Origin of the sequence: Mesorhizobium sp. CA4 (assembly GCF_020165075.1) — a bacterium.
Classification (GTDB): domain Bacteria; phylum Pseudomonadota; class Alphaproteobacteria; order Rhizobiales; family Rhizobiaceae; genus Mesorhizobium.
Window position 1 is genome coordinate 48,882 of sequence record NZ_JAIUHK010000032.1, and the last position, 24,962, is coordinate 73,843.

Consider the following 24,962-nt stretch of genomic DNA (forward strand, 5'->3'; position numbering starts at 1 on the left):
TCAGCCAATGCCCGCGGACCTCTCTTCTGAGCCTATTGCCGTGCGCGCAGCTCGGCCGCGAACGCTTCGAGCGCTTCCACGTCGGGAGCGTATTGGGCAGCGTGAGCCGGATATCGTTCCTGCTGCTGGCGATAGAACTTCAGCCACTTCGGCAAGTCAGCAATCGGGAACGTTCCTCGCCAGATGCCCTTCTCCAGCGTGAATGTGCCGGCCTTCGAATCGTAAATCGCAATCGCCTTCATAGGGGCGTTATAGGTTCGGGTTCGTGAAACAAAAGCCGCGGTCCGATCGTTTGCGTTTTGCAGACCAGCGGGTGCGCCATGCCATCCACCTCGATCAGGAAAACCGAATACGATCCGGTGAACCGAGTTCTCTCCGTCTGGTTCGTGGCCAATGGCAAGCGCTACGATTTCGAGGGGGTGCCTCCGGAGACTTACACCGCGTTTCGGTCGGCATTTGTCAAAGGCCGCTTTTTCAACGACCATATTCGCAATCACTTCCGCTATCGCCGCATTCCGGACTAGCTGTCTAGTTCAAGCGGCTCGTGATCCCCCTGCAGCTGGTGCCACATGACCTGTCGCATGTCTTTGAGATCGACGATTTGGCCGCAGGTCTCGCAACGATAGAAATCTGAATCGTTCCTGGCGTCGGGCGGAATATGTACGGTGACCGCGTGCTGCGGCCCGAGTTCAGAGAGTTTTGTCATCCGGTGAGCTTCTCCACCGTCGCAATGATGGCTTGGCCAGCGCCTCGGCCTGATGGATCGGCTCTGCGGAGGTCGTAACCCAAGGTAGTGCGAGAAGGTCTTCAAAGATCTCCGATTCAGCGTCAGTTGCCCCGGAGCTTGTGGGCTTCACTTTCAAGCGTCTTTCGGTCATTGCCATGCTGCTTAATCAGCTCTCGTACCTGTTGCACCGTGAGGCCAACCTTGTTGGCGAAGTGACGCACTTCGTAATCCTCGTCGGCTGAAACTCGGTCCCGGTCTCGGGAATCCCGTTTGCTCTTGTCGTCTGCCATCGTCGCATCTCCCGGCCTGTCCTTTGTGAACAGCGGCAGCGAAGGAATGTTCCCATTAGCTGTATCTAATGGAACTGAGGCGACCCTGCGCTATTGAATCGAATTCGAGTAAATGCGTGGAGTTCCAATGCGTAAGCCTGCCGGCGCGGATCGGTTATCCTTCATTCCGCCAATGGTGCCCAGGCTGTTCCGGAATCCTCCCAAGGGCGACGAGTGGATTCATGAGGTCAAGCAGGACGGCTATCGAACGCAGATCATCAAGGACGGCGGCGGCATTCGGCTTTTCACCAAAAGGGGCTATGACTGGACCGGCGTTTTTGCGGAGCTGGCGGCCGAGGCAACCGCGATCGGAGCTAACAACTTCATTCTTGAAGGCGAGACCATCAAGATCAATGCCGCCGGCCTCGCCGACTTCAACGCGCTTCAGAAAGCTATCGGCACGGGCAGGGCCAGGGATATCTATCTGGTCGCTTTCGATCTTATCTATCTGAACGGCGAGGACCTTCGCGACGAGCCCGTGGAGCGGCGGCGCGATATCCTGCAAGGCCTGATCCCCGCCGGCAATCGCATTCAGTTCAGCGAAGCCATGCCGGGCACCGGCGACGCGGTGCTCCACCTGGTCGACATGGCCGGTGTGGAGGGAATGGTTTCCAAGCGGATAGGGAGTCGCTATCGCAGCGGACCAACCATAGACTGGCATAAGGTGAAATGCTTCCAGACAAAGACGCTGGAGATCATCGGCGTCCAGCGCGACCCGGGACAGGCCGTGCGTGTGCTGATGGCGGACAATGGTCGCTATGTCGGCGCGGCCATCGTCAACTTCAAGCTCGACCAGCGGCAGAAACTATGGGACCAGGTGCAGCGCCTGACCGGCGCGCCACCTCCCAAGGAGCTGAAGAAGGAAAAGGCCGAGTGGTTGAGGCCTGGCCTGGTCGGCGAGGTCGAAACTCTGAAAGGCGAGGAGAAGCTGCGTCACGCCTCCCTGAAACGAGCCTGGAGGCGATGAAATGGCAGTCGCCAAGAACGACCAGGAGCGCGTCACCTACTACAGGATGTAGGTAGTGTCTCAGTTTGAAATTTGCTGCGCTCTGACGCGGTCTAAGATCGTAGTGACGTAAGGCTCAATCTCAAGTCGGCGAGCGGTCGAAAGAACGCTTGCCCAAGTATCTCGCGGGTCTCGACCGGCTCCAATCATGCTCGGTGCATTGTGACATGCGTCAGCAAGCATCCGGGCTTTATCCAGATTGTCAGTCGCACGAATTTCGATGAGAACAATATGCAGAACGCGAAGGATAAGGTCGTTGGTGATCGGCCGGGTATCAATCAACTAGGGTACAGCACCTGTATCAGTGGACATTTTGGCCGAAGCCCACTATACAGAAAGGCGGGTGGCAACGCCACCCGCCCAGGTTAGGCTCTTAACAAGAGCAAGGGGTACCGGACTGGCGGCAACCAGTCTTTCCCCAGACCGTACGGTTTAAGCACGGTCCTGACCTCCTTCCCGGAACCAACACTTCCGGGTGTGCCCGCACCACGGGATGACTAACCAAAAGCGCTCGTTCCCCTCAGGGTTCGGGCGCTTTGCCGTTTCAGCACCGCTGATCGGCAACATGCCTTGTAGTGCAGGTTGCAGGAGGTGTCAAACTGATTCCTCGGCGGGTTCCTATTGAAAGCTGTGAATTGTAGTGCTACATGGTTGCCAAACGGAGATTGGCACCATGGACGCATTTGAACGGGCACAGCGGCGGCGCGAGGAAATCCGCAAAGAGCTAGAAGAAATTGACCTTTTCCTGAGGCTCCACCAAAAATTTAGCGGTGGAACGGTGCCGGAACAGGACATCGTAGCCACGTCTCCGGACGGCACCATGACTGTCTTGGAAGCGAAGACTGCGCCTGCACCGACCCGCAACCTGTCAAAGCACAAAATGGCGAAGCAGGTCATGCAATTCATGTACGACCGCAAATATCCGATGACCAGAACCGACATTGTAGAAGCGCTGGAACTGAAAGGAATTCCTGTCGCTGGCGTGGACAAGGCTAGAGCCATCGGCACGATCATGTGGAGGCTTCGTGACAGGTTTGTAAACCTGCCAGGATACGGCTATTGGCCCATCGATCAGAATTTCGAACCAGCCGGATACCGTGCGAAGGAAGATCACATGGCGCCGCACAATGCGCCGTTTGACATCCCCACTACTACTCCCAAGGCGGACATGTTCTCTGAGCCGGAGAACTCCACCGAATGAACTGGCCTAACCGGACAATTCAAGGTGTGTCATATGATCTGAGACACCTGCATCCCTTCACGTTCGACGTGACGCCGCAGGCGCAAGGCGCACCAACCTACCGGGTTCGGGTGACATTCGGCCTTCACACGTTCGCACGCGAGTGGAGGGAGACTGACACTTCGGATTTCCGCGTTGTGGATGGAACTGACCTGAGGTGTTTTTGCGTTGATCGCCACCGCCTGTCGCTCAATCTCCCGGCGATGATTACCGGGTCCGCTAAGGCGCATTTCAGTCAACAACATGCATATTTGGTGTTCCGCAACGTCCCAGAATGCCAAGGTCCCTATGTGGCGTTCTTTACGATGCAACGCGCAACCACTCGCGGCATCGATGCGGTTATGAGTGTCGTTAGCGCTTACGAGAAACCAAATCTGCCGACAAGACTGCCCTCAATTGGCTTTGCAACGCTTGTCGCCAAGACCGCCAAAGGGGAACAAATTAGGCGCCCATAAGGAAATAGCCCCCGAAGGAGCTATCCCTTGGTTCAACCTTTCGGGAACCGTACGAGCTTCCCGTTACCCCTGCACGCCGCAGGACCCTTTCGGGTGGGTCGGCTGTTTTTCACTCGTCATCAGCCGAACTTTGTATACCCCATAAACGCCTAGGGCTTCAATAGGTTCCTTCAAAGCCATGAAGGCGGGGTAAATTTGTGACTGTGGAAGCGCCCTATTTATGAGCCAAACCCGGCATTTTCAAGCCCTAATAATCGCTTATAAGGACAAAATTCCTATACGTATCTCAAGGGGATAATTCCCATCAACTAAGGCAACTTTCTTTTTGTAGGGCCCGCGCTTGCCGGGCTTCGGCGCAACGGCATTCATCTTCTCGCAAAGGTCGTCGCGCAGAGCAGTCGAGAGTGCAGCACCGCACGACCTACCTAAACAACTCAGACGTGCGAAAACGGAGAATAGCAGAATTGATGCTCACCGATCTCGGCAAAATAGCTGGAGAAGGTTGAGAGGCTCGATTATGTGCACTGTACTGCACATAGATGCTAGTTAGGAGCGACAGCAAGAATGCCCAAGCTGTCGGCCCTGCGATGATCGGGCGTCCGAATTAGGTAGCCTTTGACCGTTTCGGTGCCACATGGCTAGTAACCAGCCGCGCAGCACTGCGCTTGACCGTAATCCCGAGATCGTTGCCGCCGACCGTTACAGTGTCATCATCGACCCGCAGGACTTCGCCGGTCAGCTCGATCTTCTGACCGCTGCTGATGCCCGGGGTGGTGTCCACGATCGAATGCGGCTGGTGATAGGAAGGGATCAGTACGCTAACCCGGTCCTCTGTGACGCGCTTGCGGATCATTGCTGTGATCGCAACCATGTCGCCGACTTTGATGCTGTCCTTCGCCATCTCATGAGTCTGGCGCGGCTAGCCGGTTAGTCAAGCGACCGCTAATTTTCGTTCACCCAGCGGTGGACAACATACGTAACGGTTGATTTGTGAGTTGCGAAAAGCGCAACATGTAACCAAAGTGGTTACACCGAAAAGGGTGGTCGCTGCTAACGACCACCCTCTTGGGGAGCCATCTGGAACGCGGGGTTTGCGGCTTGTGTCACTTGTTAGGGGACACCGCAAACCCCATCCAGCAATTTCCAATATACTGATTACCGATTCAGTCTGCCCGCAAAGGCAAGGGTTTCCCACAAGGTTTTTGTTCTGTTTTCGTTCTGGAACTTGTCAGGAGAGCCATATATCAGAGTACGTTTGTGGCGACCTCGCTGGAGATCGCCAAGAGCAAGGAATACGCTTTCGAAGACACGCTTCGCAATCGGATGAATCTTCCATGTGCAATGATTATGAGCAGCATATCGCCTGGGCAGAATATTGCCGGATGATGGAGTCGCTGGCTCTTAAGATTCCGACGCACCAAACCGAGCTCGATCTTCCTCAAGCCGACGACGATCGCATCAACGATCCGGCGCCGATCATGCGAGTAGCCGGCGATGCAGTCGAACTCGCTTCAATGACGTTCGGCTTTCCTCCGTCGGGGCCGAAGGGAGGGCCGGTATTCCGTTCCGCTTGAGTTCAGTTGCGAAGTGCCTCTGGCACGCTGAGCGGCCCGATCTCTAGAATTCGCGTGAAAGCACCCGGGCGGCGCCACACGCCGCGCGCGCGCCCGTTCTCCCTGTCGCGCTTCGGATCGAACCTGATCCCGCCGAAGTGGTCAAGAAAGGCCGCTGCGGCCGCGGCGTCGGAGAAGCAATGCAGCCGCCACTCTTCCTGCACGCCATCCTCCCAGATCGCTATCACGGACCGGGTCCGGCAGGTCACCCCGCGTTGGTCGAGGAATCGCTGGATCAGGGTAAAATTGTGCGCTGTGCAGATGTCGTCAGGCAAAGCGACCTGGTGCGGCATCTCGCGATCGATGACCGTTGGCGGAGGGATGCTGCGGCTGCGCCTGACCATCAGTGCGGGTTTTGCTGCCCTTTCACCCGATAGGCTTCCCGCAGATCGATTTCGGCCTGGTCGCGGATGGCCTCGGCAAGGGATAGCTGCAAGTCCAGGCTTTCCGGGTAGACGGCCATCACCCAAACCGTCATCATCTCCGCAATTGCCTTCTTTTGACCGATGTCGGACAAACCGCGCAATTGCTTGATCATCTTCTGAGAGGCACGATGGATTGCGGGCAGTTCGCGCCTTATGGTGGCGAAGATTTCGGGCTGCTCGGCTTCGGTTGCTCGCAAGGGTTTCATGGAATGTCACCGTTTTGCCAACAGTGAACGAAATGAGAACAAAAGAGTCAAGAGGGCCTTGACCGAGCAGGAATATGTTCCTCATTTATGGCCATGCCCGAGCCCTACAGCCCGAAATATCGCGACTACCCGCTGTCCAATCTGATCGACAGTTTGCGCCTGGTCCGCGTGCGCTGCCGCTATTGCAAGCGCCTGCACAACTACCAGCCTGCGGACCTGATCCAGATATTCGGCGATGTCGACGTCGATTCACTCGCCGACCGGATGACATGCGAAGCCGGCGGGCGCGACCACGGGCGGCTCGATGTCGAAGCCTTCGTGCCAACCGGCCGCGAAGCCGTCGGCCTACGCATCCGCCGCCTGGTGGCAATAAAGATCAACCGCGTGCCGGTATGGAAGGAGGATCCTGCATGAGACAAGTGGACGAGGTGCTGACGGAACTGCTCGCCAAAAACCCCGGCCCCGTTTCGATCGCCGCCGGCATCGCCGCACTGCGCGCGGTAGGAAATGAGGAACCGGTATTCGATTTGCAATCGCTGATTGCCAGCTACGCGGCAGAGCAGGGCAGGGCCATCAGGTTTGATGTCTCATTCAGTTAAGCGAGCTACCCACTGCGTGTGCTCGCGAGAAAAAGCCCGCTCTGTATCATTCACGAAGTCGGAAAAATCTTTCTCGGATCTGACGTCATCGAGCCTCGCCAACGCGATCCCAATTTCGTGGGACGTGAGACTATAAGCCGTCGCTAATTCATTGAATTTCTTAATTTGTATCCAGCCAATGACGGAGGAAGCAAACACCAGCAGAGGCTCGGTCGGCCACACGTTGAGAGCTCCATCATGTTTGATGCGTAATAGTGCCAATATAATTGCGAGTCCTTGGGCGAGCACGCAAACTGTCACCCAAAATTGAAAGCTGCTCCTATTCGATTTTGTTCGGCTGGCGTACCAACTTCTTTGGTTATCTACTCGCCACTTTCTGTACATGTCAATTCTATCGTCAAGCGATAAACTGCGCGCCTTGTCCATCGCCTTCGTAATTTGTTCTCCTGTGCGCGGCCGTTTACTGATTGGCTCTTGGATATGGGCATTCGCCGAAAGGATCTGCTTCAGAAAATCGGCGAATTTCTTTTTTACCTCGGACACGGTGTGGCTTGCATCGAATGGCTCTGCCCGCATCATGTATCGCCAAGTAGAGGTTTTTATTGACTCTGCCAAAGCTCTGCAGGCATACCAATCCTTTTCCGGTTTTAGAACGGATGTATATATCAGGAGAGCAGTAGAAGCCAAAACGATTATCGCATAGGCAACGTAAACGTCAGAGGACTGAGAGAACCATAGGGAACAAACGGCAGCGAGCACCAATAATGAATACTGTGCCAAGATAAGTCCGAGATACTTGTTTTGGGCAGACGCACTCGCTGCGTCGGCAGACAAATATAGCGCAGGGAAGTCGTAGCTATTCAAGGCCGAGATCCCTGTAAACTTTGTCCACGTAATGCCAGTTATCGCCCTTGCCTTGATAGTTTCCGAAATTGTCAACAAAGTCGTCGAGAGCGTACTTTATTATCCTGGCACGAAACGGGACGAAAATAGCGTCTTTGTCTCGCAGTACCGGTGGACAGCGGTCATCTATGCGGCGGCTGCCATTCAAGTTTGTTGCAACTATCGGAATCCCCTTATTCAAGCAAGTCTCAATTTCCCACCGAACATAGCGGTATAAGTTCTTGGTCTTTTCTCCGATTACAACAATTGCCTGCTTGGTGTTCGCCAGGCGCTCTCTCAACCGCCTTTTGACGGTCTCTTCGCCGGATCCGTCCCGAATCCCGTTAATGTCGTGAGCGTCGTAAAAGTCAAAATCAATGTGCTCACTCTGCTTCCAGCCCTTCATAAACCCGTAGGCCCACATGTCTTCATCGCCATCGAAAATGACGTACGTCTTGTTTCTATAGGCCATTGGTAGTCCCGCCCGTTTGCTGTTGCCCTATTGTTGGGCAACTTAGCGAGTCCGGGCCAGTACTCAATGCAGCCGTGGAAAATTGCAGTGGATTAACCCTCTGCTACCTGCACCAGGGCCGGCGCTTGCCGCTCCAACGCCGCGCCAGCCCTTCCGCGATCATGATTTCGCCGACATCCTTGCCGTCGACCTCGATCGTGGCCAGCATCCGCCCATAGCGATCGATCTGCCGGCCACTGCCCGGATCGCCCTCATGCACGACGATCGGCCCGCTCGAAAGGAGCTCCGCCATCCGTCGCTTCGCCACCAGGCCGAGCCGCAGCTCGGCATCGCAGTGGTATTCATGGATTTCTGGCGTATCGATGTTGGCGATCCGGATATGCTGCCCGTCCAGGATCACAGTGTCGCCGTCAAGGGCGAGGGGTGAGGCGGCTGCCGGTGAGACAAGCAGGGCGAAAAACATAATGACTTTGAGGCGCACCATTTGTCCCACTTCTTTCGTAAGCGCCTGAAATATTTCGCTTCGTACCCCCCGGCTAGGGGCACCATTTGGTTGATTTGAAATCAACAATCCAGCAGCTTCAAGGGTTGTCATTCCTCCGAGGTACAACGGGAGGAACAGAAATGGGCACAGTGTCAGACAAGCATTCTTCAACGTAGGCGAAGCAAAAAAGACGGGAAGCACGTCCTACCGCTACCGGCGCGCTGTCGATGAGCCTTATCGGTCGTCAAAGCCGTTCCAAAAAGGGCAGCCGGCCGGCAGGGCTCATGGGGTCCAAACTCGTAACAGCCCGGCCGATAACTATGCATTATTGCATCTGCACCTGTAGCGTTCGACGACGGAAGATCAGCCAGCCCAAGCTGCAAGCGAGCCCGACGTTCAGCAGCGCCAAACCGGCGAGAACTGCAAGGGTGCCGTGGGGGCCGACTTGCTCCAACAACAACGCTCCTAAAGACGGCGCTGCCGCTTGGGCGATCAAGCTGGGCATAGCAAGACGTCCCATCAGTCTCGCGTACCTCGACGGACCGAACAGAGCGAGCGGCAGCGTGCCTCTCGCTATTGTTTCGAGGCCGATGCCTGCACCGTAGAATGCCAGCGCCACGGGCACCACCGGAACCCCGACCCAGAGCGCGCCAATGCCGATGGCAACGAAGCTCACCGACGCGAACTTGGTCCAGATGGGATGATGGTAGCGGGCGATGACCATCTCGACGGCACGCGCCGACACCTGGGCGGGGCCGACCAGTGCCCCGAGCCCAACGGCAGCGGCGAGCGCCATGCCGCTGGCCTGCAAGATGGTGAGCAGATGAACTGACATCGTCGACGAAATGACCGCCGCCAAGGTCAGCGTGGCGGCTAGGACGACCATGATCGGAACTGAGGCCGGCTGAACGGCGGTGCCAACCTGCGCCTTTCCCGGTCGGTCTGTGACGCTCGGCAGCGGCACCCCACGCGGCAACATTGCGAGATAGAGGGGCAGGGCGAACAACAACTGGACCGAAGCATAGACGAGGCATGCGCCGCGCCAGCCCGTCTCGCCCATCAGGAAGGCCGAGACCGGCCAACAGAACGTGCTGGCGAAGCCGCCGAACAGCGAAAGGGTTGTGATAGCCGAGCGCGCGCTATGCCCGTAGAGCCGGCCGAGGGTCGCGAAGGCGGCATCGTACAAGCCCGCCCCCATCCCAAGTCCAACAATGAGCCACGCTGCGATATAGGCGGCGAGGTTCGGCGAGGCAGCGAGCCCGATCTGGCCGACGCCGATGCAGCCGGCGCTGAACGCAAGAACGTTCCGGCCGCCGTGGCGCTCGATGGAAGAGCCGACACGAGGCGAGATCAAACCGGCGACGAGCAAGCCGAGCGACAATCCGCCAACGACCCAAGTCAGTGGCCAGCCAGTGTCAGCGGCTATCTTGGGTGCGATGACCGCCGGCAGGTAGTAGGTGGACCCCCAGGCCATGATCTGGGTAGTCCCAAGGACGGTTATGATCGTTCGCCGACTGTGCTCCATCGCGGTTTGGTTCGTTCATGCTGCTGCGTTGCAGCCGCAGCCGCTCTTGCCAGCGGCTTCCGCTTCAGCGTCGGCGACACAACAGGCGTCTGCCTCGGAAGGAGCTGGGTCACCACAACACCCGCCACCCGCCGCGCGTATGGTCGAGGGAGGGACCGTGCAGACGCCTGTTTCGGGTAGCACCAGTTGCACCGCATCCGCAGCCGCCATCTCGCCAGCGAGAGCTGCCGCGACCGACCGTACCTGTTCATATCCGGTCATCAGCAAGAAGGTCGGAGCGCGGCCGTAGCTCTTGACGCCGACAGTGTAGAAGTCGGGCTCGGGGTGGCTCAGTTCGCGATGGCCGTGCGGGGGAACATCGCCGCAGGAGTGTTCGTTGGGGTCGATCAGAGGCCCCAGCGCCTTGACGCTCTCAAGCCATGGGTCGAGGTCCAGCCTAAGTTCGCGCGTGAGGGAGAGATCGGGCCGCTGGCCGGTTGCGGCGATGATACGGTCAACAGGTCCCAGCACTTGTAAGCCGTCCCGCGTTTGACCTTCGACGGTTAGGCGGCCGTTTGAGCCGCGGATGGCTAGCGTCGCGAAGCCGGTCACCATCGTTGTGCCGCCGCTTTCCACCAACTCGCGAGCATCAGAGCCCAACTCGCCACGAGCGGGAAGTTGGTCGGCGTCTCCACCGCCGTAAATGCGCACAAGATCGGTACTGCGTGTCACCCAGAGAGAAGTGGTGCCCGGCTCATCAGCAGCCAGTCTATCGAGTTCCAGCAGTGCGTTGGCGGCCGAAAGGCCGGACCCTGCCACCAGGGTTGTGCGACCTGCATAGAGGCTGCGGTCGCGCCCGAGAATGTCGGGGATGCCGTAGGCGATCTTGTCAGCGAACTCGGCTTCGCCCTCCGCCGCGACACCACCGCCACCAAGCGGATTTGGCGTCTGCCACGTCCCAGACGCATCAACGACGGCACGCGCGCCGTCGCGTTTGATCCCCTCGGCGGTCTTCACGACCAACATGAAGGGCCGCGCCTGTCGATCCTTGCTCAAGACCTTGTCCGCGCCCCAGCGGGAGATGCCAACTACGTTTGCATTGGTCTCGATAGATGTTGAGAGTTCAGGGAGCCTCGCGAGCGGTTCAAGGTAGTGCGCGACCAGCCCATCAGCGGTTGGGAACGCTTCCGGATCGGGCATCGTCCAGCCACTGCGCTCAAGCAGCTTTACCGCCGTCCGATCAACACAGTAGCGCCAAGGCGTGAACACCCGGACATGACCCCAATCCCTGAGATTGGTGGCGATGCCATCGCCGGCCTCATAGACCTTCACCGGGAGTCCCCTTTGGATAAGCTGGACGGCGGCCGCCAAGCCGACCGGGCCGGCTCCGATGACGGCTACAGGGAGGACGTCACGGTCATTCATTGACATTTTCCGTCCTTCCGGGATCATCGAAATACGAAACAAAAAAGACGCTATGCTGCCGCTTCGCCCTCGACGGCACCGCAAGCCGCGTCAGCGCAGCACTCGTCAGCCAGGAAGCCGATCAGATCTCGCATGATAGGGTAGTTGGCCCGGCAGATGAGGGTCGTCGCCTGCCGCTCCTGCGTCACGAGACCAGTCAGAATAAGGCGATGCAAATGATGGGACAGCGTCGAGGCTGCGATGCCAAGGCTGTCCTGCAAATACCCCACGGGCCGACCTGCCTCGCCGGCTCTGACCAGAGTGCGATAGAGCTTGAGCCGTGTCGGGTTGCCGATGGCTTCGAGCTGTTTTGCGGCTTGTTCGAGTTTCATGGAAATAAACTGCGCCCGCAGCCGCCACAGGTCAACACCTATTTCGACAATGATCGAAATATAGTCAGCCGACCCGTTTGCCGCTCGCGTCGATCACGACCTCACCGTCTTCCTTGGTGAAGGGCCGATGTCGGGATTGGGTAAGATCGGCAGGACCGCCTCAGATGGTCGCGCTAAGACCACACCCAGCGGGGTCACCACGATTGGGCGGTTGATCAGGATCGGATGCTTGACCATGGCGTCGATCAAATCGTCGTCTGACCACTTTGGGTCAGCAAGCCCAAGCTCCTCATAGGGCGTTCCCTTTTCCCGCAGCAGGGCACGCGGAGTGATACCCATGGCTGCGATCAGCTCAACCAGCTTGGCGCGCGAGGGGGGCGTCTTGAGGTATTCGATGATCTCGGGCTCTTCGCCGCTCTGCCTGATCATGGCGAGCGTGTTTCGCGAGGTGCCGCACTGAGGGTTGTGATAGATCGTGACGGTCATCCGGCGGGTTCCACTTTCGTGAGGGCTTGGGGTTCCGCGAGCAGCCACCCAGCTAGTGCCATAGCGACCAGAGCGCCGGCGAGCTGAGCTGCGATGAATGCGGGGACGTCGAGCGGCCGGATACCCGCGAAGGTGTTGGAGAGGGCGCGGGCCACGGCCACTGCTGGGTTCGCGAACGATGTCGATGCGGTGAACCAGTAGGCGGCCACGATGTAGAGCCCAACCAGCCACGGGATGGCATCCGCTCGGAAGCGAAGACCCGCAAGGATGGTGAAGACGAGCCCGAAGGTCGCGACCGCCTCGGCGATCCACAGGCCAGACCCCGAGCGCACCGTGGTCGAGAGACTGAAGAGCGGCATGTCGAACATGGCATGAGCGACCAGTGTGCCGAGAATGCCTCCAGCGAGCTGGGCTGCCACGTAGGTCAGAGCGACGTCGAGGCCGATCTGGTGCCGCAAGCTGAACACGAGCGTGACAGCCGGGTTGAAGTGCGCACCGGAAGTCGGGCCGAGGACGGTGATCAGCACGACCAGTATCGCGCCGGTCGGCAAGGTGTTGCAGAGCAAGGCGAGTGCCGCATCATGGGTCAGCCGATCAGCCATAATGCCCGAACCGACCACAGCGGCGACCAGCATCGCGGTTCCAAGGCCTTCGGCAGCGAGCCGTCGCGACAGGTCAGCGGACATGGTGCCGATCCTCCTCCGAGATCATCAGCATTTGCAGGTCGCCGCTTGGATGACTGGCTGGCAAAACTCTGGGGCCTCCCTGCAGCAGTCTTCCATCAGATAGGCCAGCAGATCGCGAAAGGCGTTCATGTCCACGAGATAACGTATGATCCGTCCCTCCCGTTCGGCCCGAACCAGCCCGGCGCGGTCGAGGACCTTCAGATGCGCAGACATGGTGTTCTGCACCGTTCCCAGTTGCGACGCGATCTCGCCAGCTGGAACACCTTCGGCACCCGCGCGCACGAGCAGCCGGAAAGCCCCTAACCTTGTGTCCTGGCCAAGCGCGGCCAGCGCGAGCAGGGCTGCTGTCTTGTCCATGCATCCATCCATCCAGATTTGCGGATGTGTAGGTCCCCAGCATGACGGTTGGACGACAGGCTGAAAAGGGCGGAATTTTTTGGCCAAAGATTTGCGCGCCCAATCCGATCATCAGCACGCGCCTCCTTTCCCCCGGCCGGGTCTTCGGCCCATCAGGAGCGCATCGCGGCCTTGGGCGTAGGTGGCGGGCCACCCCAAAAGTACCTACCGCATATTCCCCGTATGCCCCTGCGAGTAGCGCCCCGGCTGCGGCCACACGGTGAGGCCATGCGGCTCCGCGCCGACGCGGATCTTGATCACCGCGCCGCTCATCGTGTCGATCATATAGACCTCGCTGTCGAAGCGGCCGGAGAGCCATAGCTGCCTGCCGTCGGCGCTGACATTGCCCATGTCGGGGCTGCCGCCGCCGGGAATCGGCCATTGCGCGACCACCGCGCGGGTGGCGAAGTCGATGACCGTGACGCTGCCCGGGCCCCTGGCCTTGCCCTGCTCCATCCTGTGCGAGCCGCGGTTCGAGACGTAGAGCCGCTTGCCGTCGCGGCTGACGACGAAGCCATGCGTGCCGATGCCGGTCGGGATGAAGCCGATTTCCCGAAAACTGTCGCCGTCGACCAGGAACACGCCGTCATTCATCATGTCGGCCACGTAGAAGACCTTGCCGTCGGGCGACAGGCGGATGTCCTGCGGCATGCCCATTTTCGAGAGGTCGAGGTGGCCCAGCACCCTCTGGTTCTTCAGGTCGATCTTGGCCAGGCCGCCGTCGCCATATTCGCAGGTGAAGATCGCGTAGGAGCCGTCGGCAGAGAAGTCGGCGTGGTTGATGCCGGGGCAGGTCGGCGTCGGCAGGCTCGATTTCAAGGCCATGGTGTGCGGGTCGCGGAAATCGAGCTGCTTCATCGCCTCGTCGACGATGATGGCGGCGCTGCCGTCCGGCATGAAATACAGATTGTAGGGGTCGTCGACCGGGATCTGCTGGCCGGGCTTGGCCGTCATCGGGTCGATCGGCGTCAGGCTGCCGTTCCTGCCGGTGCCGTTGTTGGCGACCCACAGCGTCTTGAGGTCCCAGGACGGCACGACATGCTGCGGCTTGCTGCCGACCGGGAAGCGGCCGACCTCCTTTAAGGTGACAGTATCGATCACCGAGACGCTGTTGGAGGAACGGTTCGGCACATAGACGCGCGACAGCGCGCCGGCCGTGGCGGGACTCAGATGGCCGGCCTTGGTCTGGCTGTAGATGTTGACCGGGGGAGGCGCCGGATCGGAGCAATCCTCCGGGCAGGTATCGGCCACGGCTCGAGCCGGAAACATGGCGAGCAGGACAAGCGGCGCACAAAGGCGGGCGAAGCGCAGGACGATATCGATCATTTGGAGTGCTTTGTGGTGAAGGCCGGCCGGGTCCGGCCGCCGCAAGCCATAGCCGGTGTCTCGCCGCCCCTCTAGCGTCTTTTCAGCAGGCTCCGCATGCGATTGCGCAGGATGCGCGCCATGTTGCGGGTCTCGCGGTAGAGATGCAGTTGCGAGGCGGCCTGCCGGGCCAGCCGGTCGGCGTCCGGCGTCAACCCAATCACCAGCGTGCCCGTCGGCTTGCGCTCGCTCCACAGGCGGCTCATCACCGGATGGTCCGGAACCGCGCAGGAATCGGTCATGACGATGTTTGGATCGTCGAGATGCTGCCTGGTCACCTCGATCATCAAAAGCGTGCCCGGCGAATAGGCGGAGAGCGTCTCGTCATAGGCCGTCTTCCAGGTATAGGCGACGCCGGCTTCGACGAAGACGATCAGGCAGGCGATGGTGCGGCCATCGAGCGTCAAAAGGTGGATGCGGCACATGTCCTGCTCGGCCAGCCGGTGCACGGCCTCGCGGGCGAAGGCGGCGCGGTAGCGGTCGATCGCCATCGCGGTGCGCTCGCGGCCTTTCCAGCCGGCCGCTTCCAGCGTCAGGAAGCTTTCGATGGCGTGGCGGATCTCATCCGGCCCGCGCGCCACGACGTGCTCGAGCCTGCCTTGATCGGCAAGGCGCCGCTTCAGGCGGCGGAATTCGCGGTAGTGATGCGCCCGCAGCGACGCCTTGAGGTAGTCCTCGCCGTCGGCGTCGCTCTCCAGCACCGGACGTTCGACCTTGCCGGTGGTCACCATGGTCAAGCCACGGCTGTCGGCAAAGGAGGTGAGCAGGCTCGCCACCGGACCGTCGAGGCGCATATCGGGCAGCACCAAGACCCTGGGCAGCTTGAGATGCGGCCTCGACAGCATCGAGAAGAAATCCTCGATGACGCCGATGGGATCGTCGCGGTCGACCAGCGGCGTGCCGAGCGGGCCGAACGGGCTCGACCATGTGCGCATCACCGGAACGCCGAGCGGGATCGCCGGCCGCTCGACCGAGAAGGGCACCAGAAGGCGCAGCCGGTTGCGATACTCGTCGCCGTCGCGGATGACGGCCAGCCGCACCTCGCGGTCTTCCAGCCGCGGCATGGCCGGCGCCAGGAAACGCGGGTTGAAGAAGACATTGGGCTCGATCGTGCGGGCGCTGAGATAGTCGAGCTCCTCGACAAGGTCGAAGCCGGCCGAGGCCGGGTAGATGGCTAGCTTGCGTTCCGGCCTGTTGCTGGCGAAGAGCTCGATATGGGCCGGGTCGGCCTCGCGCGCCAAGCCGGCAAGGTTGGAGACCATGGCGCCGGCGGGGCCGCCGCTGGTCTCTTCGAGCAAAGGGACGGCGGCCATCAGGCGATTTCCTTCTTTGCAGGCACGAAGATCGCCATCACGATGCCGAGCTTGCGCCAGACAGTGAAGGAGAGCGCGCTGGCCTCGAAGACCATGGCGAGGCTGGTGGCGATGGCCGCGCCCCAGAGGCCGAACAGCGGAATGAGGACCACGTTGAGGCCGATGTTGAGGGCAAGCGTCATGGCATAGACGGCGGCGCAGATGTTCTGGTTGCCGCTCATGGTGAGCAGGCTCTCGCAGGGGCCGACGGCGGCGCGCGCCACGACGCCCAGCACCAGCAGGAAGAGCAGCGGATAGCCGGCGGTGAATTCGGGACCGAACAGCACCAGCATCGGCTCGCCCAGCGCCAGCACCAGTAGCGCCATCAGCAGCGAGGGCCAGAAGGTCCAGGAGACGGTCTCGCGGGCGAAGGCGGCAAGCCGATGCGGCTCGCCATGGGTGAATTGGGCGTAGCGCTGGGCAACGCCGGCCTTGACCGCGAAATAAACGAAATGCACCAGCGCCAGCGTCTTCACCGTGGCGAAATAGACGGCAACATCATTGGGATCGAGATAGGCGCCCACCATCAGCACGTCGGCGTTGGTGAGCAGGAAGAAGAAGCCCTCGACCAGGAAGATCGGCAGCGAAACGAGGATCCACTGGCCGAAATGCACGGTCATTGGCCCGGGCAGGATTCTTTTGTCCATGCGCGAGGTGACGGCCATCAACTGGCCGAGCGTGGTGACATAGGTTGCGGCGATCGACGCGAAGATCGCGGTCTTGGCGTCGGGCACATAGTGCAGGCCAAGCATCAGCGCCATGAACATCAGGATCAGCACCGGGCGCACCAGATAGGTGGGCGACAGCGCCAGCAGCGCCCAGGAATTGGCGCGCGCCAGCCCCTGAAGAAGATCGCCGAGCGCGATCATCGGCAGGCAGATGACGCCGAGGATGAAGGGGATGACGTAGTACTTCTCGATCCAGTCCGAGGCGAGCCACACGCCAAGCGCGCCAAGGCCTGCCACCAGAGTCGAGGCGACGAGCACGAAAAGGCGGCTCGCCTGCACGATGCCGCGCAGCTCGGCCAGCATGCCGCGCTCGCGATATTCGGGAATGAAACGGATGACCGAGGTGTGGAAGCCGAGGCAGGCGAGATTGCCGACGATGACCATCGTTACCCAGACCAGCACCGAGATACCGTATTCGAACGAGCCCATCCAGCGTGCCATCAGCACCTGGCTGACGAAGGCGATGAAGGCACTGATGATACGGATGGAAAAGGCGATCAGCGACATGCGCCCGGCTTCGCCGCGCTCGTCGGCGGTGAACAGAACGGCATCGATGCGGCCAAGCAACGGCCGCATGCGCAGCGCCCAGCGCTGCGGCAGGAACCGCCCGGCAGTCGTTGCCGCGGAAAAGCGCACCCCGAATACTCTCCGTTTTCCAGCCTCTTTCTAAGGTTTCGGTCTATCCGAAACACCTTAAGAAAGGGTGGGTGGGGTGCTTCCTTCTCCCCGGTCACGGGGAGCGGTGGCGGCAGGCGGATGAGAGGCAGAGCCGGCTTCGGAAATTTGGGATGAACCGCGTGTCGAAAAGGTTCTTTGCGGGAGGGTCCTAAACAGGGTGATTATCCTCTGTCAGATACGAGGGGGCGGCCGATCGCAATCGCCGGCGCCGCCCCTCATCCGACCCTTCGGGCCACCTTCTCCCCGTGAAACGGGGAGAAGGAAAGGGTGTCTCACATCCCCTGCATCGCCTCGCAGGAGACGTTCGGGTTCATGTCGGCGAAGGCGCCGGTGGGGTTCTGCTTCCAGGCCCAGACATGCAACTCATAGAAGGGGCCGAGGCCGTAGCGGTTGGGCGCGGTGTTGAAGTTGAACAGATGGCCCTCGAGCGAGGCGGGGCCCTTTGCGGTGATGTATTCGACGGCGATCAGCTTCAGCTTGCCGCCGGCCATCGGCTCGTACATCACCGCTTCAGGCTTGGCGACGTCAACGGCGTCGTCCTTCAGATAGGCCGCGTTGACGTAGTGGATGCCCATCGCGCCGCCGGTGAGGCCGCTGGCGCAGGGGATCGGCGCGTAGCCTTCAGCTTTCGCCACGGCGACGTCCTCGAAGCGGCTGTCCAGCGCCCGCACCTTTTCGGCAAGCGGATTGACGGTTTCTGCCGTGGCCGCGCCCGCCATCAGCATGATGATCGAGGCAGAAGCGCCGATAACGCATTTGGTTAAGGTCTGAATGTTCATTTGTCTCTCCAATTGAGGCGCGCAAGCGGCGGCAATCGGCCAGTAAGGCCAACTCCGAACGCCGGCAGCGCCTGGCGATAAAAAGGATGGTCGCTGATCCCGACCAGAGCGGTTCACCAAACGAACCGCTCCAAGTCTTTGTTTTGCGCAATTCCGGAGGGAAAACCGCTCCGCACTTTCCTGGAATTGCCCGGTGCGGGATCAGCGGTGATGCCACCAATATTCCCAGTACTCGCGCGGGTTTTCCCGCTCATGCAGGTCGATGTCGCGCTTCAGGTAATCGTCCTGCGGTGGCAGGAGACAGCGCCGGCTTCGCAGGGGCGAAAGCAACGCCGACACAGCCCGTCGCATGAAGCCGCGCCGTGGCGGGACATTATCCGCTGCGGCGGATACACTCTCGCTATCCGGCACGGCGTCAGGTCCGCCGGCGACGGGTACGGTCTGCCCAACATGGTCTGCCCGATCAGCGATAAAAGTAGGGGTCGAGGACCCGGACCTCCGTGATCTTGTCGATGGGAAGCGAATTCTTCTGCGCGGTGCTGCGGATCGCCTCCGGCGAGGGCGCATCGTAAATGCAGAAGCTCTTGCTCTTGTCGGGCGAGACGAAGGATTGCACCCAGGTGACGCCTTTCTCGGCGTTGCGGGCGATGACGCCGCCCATCGTGGTTGCGCCGGCATCGTTCATCGGCACGTGCAGCCCATCGGGGAAGGTACGTTCAATCAGGTAACGAGGCACGATCGGTTTCCTTTCATTGGTGAATTGCGCTCGTTCAAGCGCGACCCAGCAGAAATCACCTTCGCGGAAGGCGCGCATCGGAGCCATTCCCCATATTGGCCGGGACGATTCCCTATCTTTGCGACGTTTTATGTGGAAGATGGCACCTCAATGTGTGGAAAGTCACATTTCTGTGCCGTTTCCCACGCTATCGCGGCGGCGGCCGCCACGATGGAAAATTCTGGTTTCGCGAGAGAGTGACGATGCTTCTGGAACGGCAGACGCAACTGCAGCAAATGGATGCCTTGCTGGCAGATGCAACAGGCGGGCGCGGCCGCGTCGTGGTCCTGTCGGGGGAAGCCGGCGCCGGCAAGACGGCGCTGGCCGAGGCGTTCGCAAGCCGCTTGGGCGAGGGGCTGATCGTGCTTCGCAGCGCCTGCGAGGACCTCTCTATTCCCGATCCGCTGGGGCCGCTTTACGATCTGGCCCGCGAGGCGCACTGGGAGCCGCCGCGGGCGATCGACGACCGCCAGGTGCAGCGCCTGCCATTGTTTTCCGAGGCGCTCGACGTCTTCGAGGCGAAAGGCCCATGCCTGCTCGTCATCGAGGATCTGCACTGGGCCGATGACGCGACACTCGATTTCGTGCGTTTCCTCGGCCGGCGTATTGCAAACACGCACATCCTGCTTCTGATCACGGCGCGCACCGACCGCAGCGAAGGACAGATGCGCGTGCGCCGGGCGCTCGGCGAGATACCGGCGGGCAATATCCAACGCATAGAAGTGCCGCTGCTCAGCGAAAGCGCGGTGCTCTCGCTCGCCGCGGCGGCCGAGCGCGACGGCGACGCGATCTACCGCGCAACGGCGGGCAACGCCTTCTTCGTCACCGAGCTGCTCGCCGCCGCAGGCGATGGCGCGTTGCCGGCGAGCGTCCGCGACGCCGTGCTGGCGCGCGCCGAAAGATTGTCGCCGGGCGCCCGTTCGATGCTCGACGCTGTCTCGGTGTTTCCGCGCCGCGCCGATGCCTGGGCGCTGAGCGGCCTTTGCGGAATTGCCGCCGCCGGCCAACTCGCCGAATGCGTGGCCCACGGCCTGCTCGAGGATTTCGGCGACGGCTATGCCTTCCGGCACGAGATCGCCCGCACGGCCATCGAGATGGCGCTGACGCCCAGCAAACGGCGGGAGTACAATGAGCGTGCCCTGGCAGCCTTGCGGGACAATCCGCAGGTCGCCACCGCAAGGTTGGTGCATCATGCCGTGGAAGCGCAAAACCTGGACGTGGTGCGCGAGCTCGCGCCGGTCGCCGCGCGGGAGGCATCTCGCGTCGGCGCGCATCGCGATGCGGCGGGCTATTACGAGGTCGCCCTGCGCTACGCGGATACTCTGCCGATCGAGAAGCAGGCGGAGCTTTACGAAGGCCATGCGTTCGAGTGCCACCTGATCGGCCGCGTCGACACGGCGATGGAAGCACAAGGCCGGGCGCGCCAGCTGCGCCAGGCGCTGGGGGATCGGCTGAAGGAAGGCGACAGCCTCAGGTGCTTGTCACGCTTGGCCTATCTGCTCGGCGATCGCGAGTCGGCGGACCGGTTCGGATCACAGGCCATGGAGCTTTTGGAAACGGCTCCCGACAGTCCCGAACTCGCCATGGCCTATTCCAATCTCTCGCAGCTGGCGATGCTGGCCGAGCGGCTCGAGGAGACGCTTAGGTTCGGCGGCAAGGCCGTCGAACTGGCGGAGCGGCTCAACCGACGGGACATCCTTTGCCACGCCCTCAACAATGTCGGGGCGGCCGGGCAATGGCTGGATTTCGCCAAGGGGCGGCGCGATCTCGCCCGCAGTCTTGGAATTGCGCTGTCGGGCAACTTTCAGGAGCACGCCGCGCGGGCCTTCACCAACTGCGCCTGCGTCGAGATGAACAGGCTTAACTTCGACGAAGCGGCGGCTTTCCTGGATCGCGGTATCGGCTATTGCGTCGAGAACGATCTCGCGACCTGGCGCGACTATATGCGCGGCGTGCAGGCGCAGCTTCTGCTCAGGCTCGGCCATTGGGATGATGCCACGGCCATGGCGCATGAGGTTGTCGACGATGAAGCAACGACGCCGTTGGTGCGCTACCCCTCACTCGTCGCGCTGGCCCGCTTGCGCATCCGCAGGGGAGACCCGTCGGCCGAGCCGATCCTCGACGAGATGAGGCTGTTTCTCGACAAGGGCATGGAGCTGCAACGGCTTGTGCCCTTCGCCTCGGTGATGGCCGAACTGGCATGGCTGGGCGAGGGGAACAGGGACGAAGCGCTGCGCCTCATCGCCCTCGCCGAAAGCCTTGCGCCGACGCGGGCGGTGTTCGGCGAACTGGCGATATGGCGGCAGCTTTTGCTGCCCGAAAGCGATCCCGGCGACACCGACGGAATGGCTGAGCCGCATCGCCTGCAACTGCTTGGCGACTGGCGTGCCGCCGCCGCGCTCTGGGCGAAAATGGACGCTCCCTTCGAGCGGGCGCTCGCGTTGCTGAAGGGCGATGAGGCGGCGCGGCGCGAGGCGCTCGATGGCTTCGAGGCGCTCGGCGCAAGGCCGGTGGCGCAGCATGTGCGCGGCCTCATGCGGCAGAGCGGATTGATCCACATTGCAAGAGGGCCGAGGCAGGCGACGCGCGCCAACCAGGCCGGCCTCACGCAGCGCCAGATGGAAGTGCTGGAACTTCTCGAGCGAGGCTTTTCTAACAAGAAGATCGCCGCGCATCTGACGATTTCGCCCAAGACGGTCGATCACCATGTCTCGGCGGTGCTGGAGAAGCTGGAAGTCATCTCGCGCGGCGAGGCGGCGGCCGCGGCGCGCGCGTCGGGGCTGGTGTGAGGGCGGGAAGCTGAAATAAATCCGGGGTGCTAGATCAGGATGACGTTTCGTTAAATCACCTGATCTAACTCTTGTAGAGCATGATCTTCTCCGAAAACCGGTTCCCACTTTTCGGGATCATGCACTAATATCGCCGAACGCAGGCGCTGCCCCTCATCCGCCCTCCGGGCACCTTCTCCCCGTTCAACGGGGAGAAGGAAAAGGTGCTCAGGCGAAGGCGCCGTGACAGTGCTTGTACTTCTTGCCGGAGCCGCAGGGGCAGAGCTCGTTGCGGCCGACTTTGCCCCAGCTCGCGGGGTTCTTCGGGTCGCGGTTTTCCGGCGCGACGACGGCGCTGGTGTCCTGACGCATCAGAAGCGCGGTCTCGCCGCCCTGGAAATCGTCCTCGCCGGTGGAGCCGTCGATATGGCTGCCGAACATCTCGGGAGCTTCGGGCGGCGGCGCGTCGGCCGCCTGGCGCACCAGCTCGACGCGCATCAATTGCGCGGTGACCGCCTGGCGCAGATTGCCAAGCATGGCCTGGAACAGCTCGAAGGCTTCGCTCTTGTATTCCTGCAGCGGGTCACGCTGGGCATAGCCGCGGAAGCCGACGACCGAGCGCAGATGATCGAGATTGACAATGTGTTCGCGCCACAGATGGTCGAGCGTCTGCAGCACCACCGAACGTTCGACATAGTTCATTACGTCCGGACCGAAGCGGTCGGCACGCTCCTTGGCGGCCGCGTCCGCCGCGGCGGTGATGCGTTCGCGGATGTCGTCCTCTGCGATGCCCTCTTCCTTGACCCATTCCTCGATCGGCAGGTCGAGATTGAGATACTGCGCCACTTCCTCCTTGAGGCCGGCGACGTTCCACTGCTCGGCATAGGCGTTTTCGGGAATGTTCTTGGTGACGATCTCTTCGATGACGCCTTCGCGCATCTCGGCGATCGTCTCCGACAGGCCTTCGCCGTCCATCAGTTCGATGCGCTGCTCGAACACAACTTTGCGCTGGTCGTTGGCAACGTCGTCGTATTTCAGAAGGTTCTTGCGGATGTCGAAGTTGCGCGCCTCGACCTTCTTCTGCGCCTTCTCCAGCGCCTTGTTGATCCACGGATGGATGATCGCCTCGTCCTCCTTGAGGCCGAGCTTCTGCAGCATCCCGTCCATGCGCTCTGAGCCGAAGATGCGCATCAGGTCATCCTGCAGCGACAGGAAGAATTTCGAGCGGCCCGGGTCGCCCTGGCGGCCGGAGCGGCCACGCAGCTGGTTGTCGATGCGGCGCGATTCGTGACGTTCGGTGGCCAGAACATAGAGGCCGCCGGCGGCCAGCGCCTTTTCCTTCAGGCGCTCGACATCGTCCTGGATTTCCTTTTCCCGCGCCTCGCGCTCCGGCCCGGCCGGCATGTCGCCGAGTTCCTCGGCGATGCGCATCTCGGCATTGCCGCCGAGCTTGATGTCGGTGCCGCGGCCGGCCATGTTGGTGGCGATGGTGATAGCGCCGGGCTTGCCGGCCTGGGCGACGATGGACGCCTCCCGTTCATGGTGACGGGCGTTCAGCACCTCGAAGTCCTTGATGCCTTCCTTGCGCAAGCGCTCGGCCAGCAGCTCGGATTTCTCGATCGAGGTGGTGCCGACCAGGATCGGCTGGCCACGGTCGCGCGCGTCTTTGATTTCCTTGACGATCGCCTTGTATTTCTCTTCCACCGTCCGGTAGACCTCGTCGTCCTCGTCCTTGCGGGCGACCGGCAGATTGGTCGGGATCTCGGTGACTTCGAGATTGTAGATGTTGGCGAATTCCTCGGCCTCGGTCAGCGCCGTGCCGGTCATGCCGGCAAGCTTCTTGTAGAGGCGGAAATAGTTCTGGAAAGTGACGGAGGCCAGCGTCTGGTTCTCCGGCTGGATCTGCACATGCTCCTTGGCTTCAAGGGCCTGGTGCAGGCCTTCCGAATAACGGCGTCCAGGCATCATGCGGCCGGTGAACTCGTCGATGATGACGATCTCGCCGTTGCGCACGATGTAGTCTCTGTCCTTTTGGAACAACAAATGCGCCTTGAGCGCGTTGTTGACGTGGTGGACGATGGCGACGTTCTCGACGTCGTAGAGCGACTCGCCTTTCAACAAGCCGGCGTCGCGCAGCATATTTTCCAGCTTCTCGGTGCCGTCCTCGGTGAAGATCGTCGTCTTCTGCTTCTCGTCCACCTCGTAATCGGCCGGGCCGAGCTTCAGCATGAAGGCGTCGATGGTGTTGTACATTTCCGAGCGGTCTTCGAGAGGACCGGAAATGATCAGCGGCGTGCGCGCTTCGTCGACCAGGATGGAATCGACCTCGTCGACGATGGCGTAGGAATGACCGCGCTGCACCATCTGCGAGCGCTCATACTTCATGTTGTCGCGCAGATAGTCGAAGCCGAGCTCGTTGTTGGTGGCATAGGTGACGTCGCAGGCGTAGGCCTCGCGGCGTTCCTCGTCGGAAAGGCCGTGGACGATGATGCCGACGGTCAGGCCGAGGAATTTGTAGACGCGGCCCATCCATTCGGCGTCGCGCTTGGCGAGATAGTCGTTGACGGTGACGACATGCACGCCCTTGCCGGCGAGCGCATTTAGGTAGACCGGCAAGGTGGCGACCAGCGTCTTGCCCTCGCCGGTGCGCATCTCGGCGATGCCGCCATTGTGAAGCACCATGCCGCCGATCAACTGGACGTCGAAAGGCCGCATGCCGAGCACGCGGCGGGCCGCTTCGCGCACCGTGGCGAAGGCCGGAACCAAGAGATCTTCGAGCGAAGCGCCGTTGGCCAGATCCTGGCGGAATTTCTCCGTGCGCCCGGCGAGCTCGGCGTCGGAAAGCGCCCGCATCTCGTTTTCCATCGCGTTGATGGCTTCGACCCTGGGCCGGGTCGACTTGACGCGGCGGTCGTTGGAAGAACCGAAAACCTTACGGGCGAGACCGCCGAGACTGACCATCCAATGGTCCCTTTCGATAGCAATTTTGGCCGTTTGCGACAGGCACCTGGCGGGCCCATCAAATCCGCGTGAATGCGGACAAACGCAAAAAGCGCCCGGAAAACGGTTCTGGACGCCAAGTCGTTGGACAGATAAGAGGGGGCTCAATCGATGTCAACGCCGCGTTAGCCCTATTGTCGTAAGCGCATGAGTTGTCCGGGTTAGGTAGCACATGAGTTGTCCGGTTTTATCGCCAGCGAATGGAGGCTGG

The 24,962-nt window shown here is 61.1% G+C and carries 28 protein-coding genes and 2 pseudogenes; 8 read left to right on the forward strand and 22 right to left on the reverse strand.

The annotated features are described in order from the left end of the window. Positions 1-32 precede the first annotated feature (32 nt). Entirely contained in the window at positions 33-242 is a 210-nt protein-coding gene (locus tag LB528_RS23300; protein WP_224716464.1) for a hypothetical protein, read from the reverse strand. A gap of 78 nt (positions 243-320) precedes the next feature. On the opposite strand from LB528_RS23300, the gene LB528_RS23305 reads away from it, so the two are divergent. Further along, a complete protein-coding gene (locus tag LB528_RS23305; RefSeq protein WP_224716465.1) occupies positions 321-524 on the forward strand; it encodes a KTSC domain-containing protein in 204 nt (67 codons plus the stop codon). On the opposite strand, the gene LB528_RS23310 is transcribed toward LB528_RS23305, so the two are convergent. Together LB528_RS23310 and LB528_RS23315 are read right to left on the reverse strand one after the other, a co-directional pair. Continuing rightward, on the reverse strand, positions 521-706 hold the full coding sequence (locus tag LB528_RS23310) for a hypothetical protein (RefSeq protein WP_224716466.1): 186 nt from the start codon (positions 704-706) through the stop codon (positions 521-523). The two genes, LB528_RS23305 and LB528_RS23310, sit on opposite strands and share 4 nt — an antisense overlap. 122 nt (positions 707-828) lie before the next feature. Next, positions 829-1,017, reverse strand: coding sequence for a DUF3606 domain-containing protein (locus LB528_RS23315; RefSeq protein ID WP_224716467.1), 189 nt, complete (start codon positions 1,015-1,017; stop codon positions 829-831). 127 nt (positions 1,018-1,144) lie between these two features. On the opposite strand from LB528_RS23315, the gene LB528_RS23320 reads away from it, so the two are divergent. From LB528_RS23320 to LB528_RS23330, 3 genes are all read left to right on the forward strand, one after another. Next, entirely contained in the window at positions 1,145-2,023 is an 879-nt protein-coding gene (locus LB528_RS23320) for an ATP-dependent DNA ligase (protein WP_224716468.1), read from the forward strand. 712 nt (positions 2,024-2,735) lie between these two features. After that, positions 2,736-3,263, forward strand: a complete 528-nt coding sequence (locus tag LB528_RS23325; RefSeq protein ID WP_224716469.1) for a hypothetical protein — start codon at positions 2,736-2,738, stop codon at positions 3,261-3,263. Next, positions 3,260-3,757 carry a hypothetical protein gene (locus LB528_RS23330; RefSeq protein ID WP_224716470.1) on the forward strand — a complete coding sequence of 166 codons (498 nt, stop codon included), beginning with the start codon at positions 3,260-3,262 and terminating at the stop codon, positions 3,755-3,757. The genes LB528_RS23325 and LB528_RS23330 overlap by 4 nt, the downstream gene beginning before the upstream one ends. Before the next feature lie 604 nt (positions 3,758-4,361). Here the strand turns inward: LB528_RS23330 and LB528_RS23335 are convergent. Beyond that, positions 4,362-4,658, reverse strand: a complete 297-nt coding sequence (locus tag LB528_RS23335; RefSeq protein ID WP_224716471.1) for a hypothetical protein — start codon at positions 4,656-4,658, stop codon at positions 4,362-4,364. A 433-nt stretch (positions 4,659-5,091) separates the two neighbouring features. On the opposite strand from LB528_RS23335, the pseudogene LB528_RS23340 reads away from it, so the two are divergent. Beyond that, a pseudogene (locus LB528_RS23340) lies at positions 5,092-5,319 on the forward strand (SOS response-associated peptidase); the annotation flags it as partial. Positions 5,320-5,333: 14 nt separating this feature from the next. On the opposite strand, the gene LB528_RS23345 reads toward LB528_RS23340, so the two are convergent. Together LB528_RS23345 and LB528_RS23350 are read right to left on the reverse strand one after the other, a co-directional pair. After that, a complete protein-coding gene (locus LB528_RS23345; RefSeq protein WP_224716472.1) occupies positions 5,334-5,714 on the reverse strand; it encodes a hypothetical protein in 381 nt (126 codons plus the stop codon). Next, positions 5,714-6,001, reverse strand: coding sequence for a hypothetical protein (locus tag LB528_RS23350; RefSeq protein WP_224716473.1), 288 nt, complete (start codon positions 5,999-6,001; stop codon positions 5,714-5,716). Before LB528_RS23350 ends, LB528_RS23345 begins: the two co-directional genes overlap by 1 nt. 87 nt (positions 6,002-6,088) lie before the next feature. On the opposite strand from LB528_RS23350, the gene LB528_RS23355 reads away from it, so the two are divergent. After that, the gene (locus LB528_RS23355; protein ID WP_224716474.1) at positions 6,089-6,415 is read left to right on the forward strand and encodes a hypothetical protein; all 327 of its coding nucleotides are present in this window, start codon (positions 6,089-6,091) and stop codon (positions 6,413-6,415) included. Beyond that, positions 6,412-6,600, forward strand: a complete 189-nt coding sequence (locus LB528_RS23360) for a hypothetical protein (protein WP_224716475.1) — start codon at positions 6,412-6,414, stop codon at positions 6,598-6,600. Before LB528_RS23355 ends, LB528_RS23360 begins: the two co-directional genes overlap by 4 nt. Here LB528_RS23360 and LB528_RS23365 read toward each other — a convergent pair. The 15 genes and pseudogenes from LB528_RS23365 to LB528_RS23435 form a co-directional block, all read right to left on the reverse strand. Next, the gene (locus tag LB528_RS23365) at positions 6,589-7,464 is read right to left on the reverse strand and encodes a DUF4231 domain-containing protein (protein ID WP_224716476.1); all 876 of its coding nucleotides are present in this window, start codon (positions 7,462-7,464) and stop codon (positions 6,589-6,591) included. The genes LB528_RS23360 and LB528_RS23365 overlap by 12 nt on opposite strands. Then, the gene (locus LB528_RS23370) at positions 7,457-7,954 is read right to left on the reverse strand and encodes a TIR domain-containing protein (RefSeq protein WP_224716477.1); all 498 of its coding nucleotides are present in this window, start codon (positions 7,952-7,954) and stop codon (positions 7,457-7,459) included. Before LB528_RS23370 ends, LB528_RS23365 begins: the two co-directional genes overlap by 8 nt. A gap of 103 nt (positions 7,955-8,057) precedes the next feature. Beyond that, positions 8,058-8,549 (reverse strand): thermonuclease family protein, encoded by a 492-nt coding sequence (locus tag LB528_RS23375; protein WP_224716478.1) that lies wholly within the window; start codon positions 8,547-8,549, stop codon positions 8,058-8,060. Between the two features lie 214 nt (positions 8,550-8,763). Beyond that, entirely contained in the window at positions 8,764-9,912 is a 1,149-nt protein-coding gene (locus LB528_RS23380) for an MFS transporter (protein ID WP_224716479.1), read from the reverse strand. A gap of 66 nt (positions 9,913-9,978) precedes the next feature. Then, on the reverse strand, positions 9,979-11,367 hold the full coding sequence (locus LB528_RS23385) for an NAD(P)-binding protein (protein ID WP_224716480.1): 1,389 nt from the start codon (positions 11,365-11,367) through the stop codon (positions 9,979-9,981). A 50-nt stretch (positions 11,368-11,417) separates the two neighbouring features. Beyond that, positions 11,418-11,738: an ArsR/SmtB family transcription factor gene (locus LB528_RS23390; protein ID WP_224516635.1), complete on the reverse strand. Its 321-nt coding sequence runs from the start codon at positions 11,736-11,738 to the stop codon at positions 11,418-11,420. A gap of 64 nt (positions 11,739-11,802) precedes the next feature. Then, a pseudogene (gene arsC, locus LB528_RS23395) lies at positions 11,803-12,224 on the reverse strand (arsenate reductase (glutaredoxin)). Then, positions 12,221-12,910, reverse strand: coding sequence for an aquaporin (locus tag LB528_RS23400; protein ID WP_224716481.1), 690 nt, complete (start codon positions 12,908-12,910; stop codon positions 12,221-12,223). The pseudogene arsC and the gene LB528_RS23400 overlap by 4 nt, the downstream one beginning before the upstream one ends. Before the next feature lie 24 nt (positions 12,911-12,934). Then, entirely contained in the window at positions 12,935-13,267 is a 333-nt protein-coding gene (locus LB528_RS23405; RefSeq protein ID WP_224516638.1) for an ArsR/SmtB family transcription factor, read from the reverse strand. Positions 13,268-13,471: 204 nt separating this feature from the next. Then, on the reverse strand, positions 13,472-14,632 hold the full coding sequence (locus LB528_RS23410) for a YncE family protein (protein WP_224716482.1): 1,161 nt from the start codon (positions 14,630-14,632) through the stop codon (positions 13,472-13,474). Positions 14,633-14,703: 71 nt separating this feature from the next. Next, positions 14,704-15,984 carry a GNAT family N-acetyltransferase gene (locus LB528_RS23415; RefSeq protein ID WP_224516640.1) on the reverse strand — a complete coding sequence of 427 codons (1,281 nt, stop codon included), beginning with the start codon at positions 15,982-15,984 and terminating at the stop codon, positions 14,704-14,706. Then, the gene (locus LB528_RS23420; RefSeq protein ID WP_224716483.1) at positions 15,984-17,387 is read right to left on the reverse strand and encodes a lipopolysaccharide biosynthesis protein; all 1,404 of its coding nucleotides are present in this window, start codon (positions 17,385-17,387) and stop codon (positions 15,984-15,986) included. Before LB528_RS23420 ends, LB528_RS23415 begins: the two co-directional genes overlap by 1 nt. A 314-nt stretch (positions 17,388-17,701) precedes the next feature. After that, on the reverse strand, positions 17,702-18,154 hold the full coding sequence (locus LB528_RS23425; RefSeq protein ID WP_224516673.1) for a hypothetical protein: 453 nt from the start codon (positions 18,152-18,154) through the stop codon (positions 17,702-17,704). 255 nt (positions 18,155-18,409) lie between these two features. Then, positions 18,410-18,559 (reverse strand): hypothetical protein, encoded by a 150-nt coding sequence (locus LB528_RS23430; protein ID WP_224716484.1) that lies wholly within the window; start codon positions 18,557-18,559, stop codon positions 18,410-18,412. A gap of 112 nt (positions 18,560-18,671) precedes the next feature. Next, positions 18,672-18,944, reverse strand: a complete 273-nt coding sequence (locus LB528_RS23435; RefSeq protein WP_224716485.1) for a DUF4242 domain-containing protein — start codon at positions 18,942-18,944, stop codon at positions 18,672-18,674. A 242-nt stretch (positions 18,945-19,186) separates the two neighbouring features. On the opposite strand from LB528_RS23435, the gene LB528_RS23440 reads away from it, so the two are divergent. Next, positions 19,187-21,772, forward strand: coding sequence for a helix-turn-helix transcriptional regulator (locus LB528_RS23440; RefSeq protein WP_224716486.1), 2,586 nt, complete (start codon positions 19,187-19,189; stop codon positions 21,770-21,772). Positions 21,773-21,979: 207 nt separating this feature from the next. Here LB528_RS23440 and secA read toward each other — a convergent pair whose 3' ends face one another. Next, positions 21,980-24,712 carry a preprotein translocase subunit SecA gene (secA, locus tag LB528_RS23445; protein ID WP_224716487.1) on the reverse strand — a complete coding sequence of 911 codons (2,733 nt, stop codon included), beginning with the start codon at positions 24,710-24,712 and terminating at the stop codon, positions 21,980-21,982. Positions 24,713-24,962 lie beyond the last annotated feature (250 nt).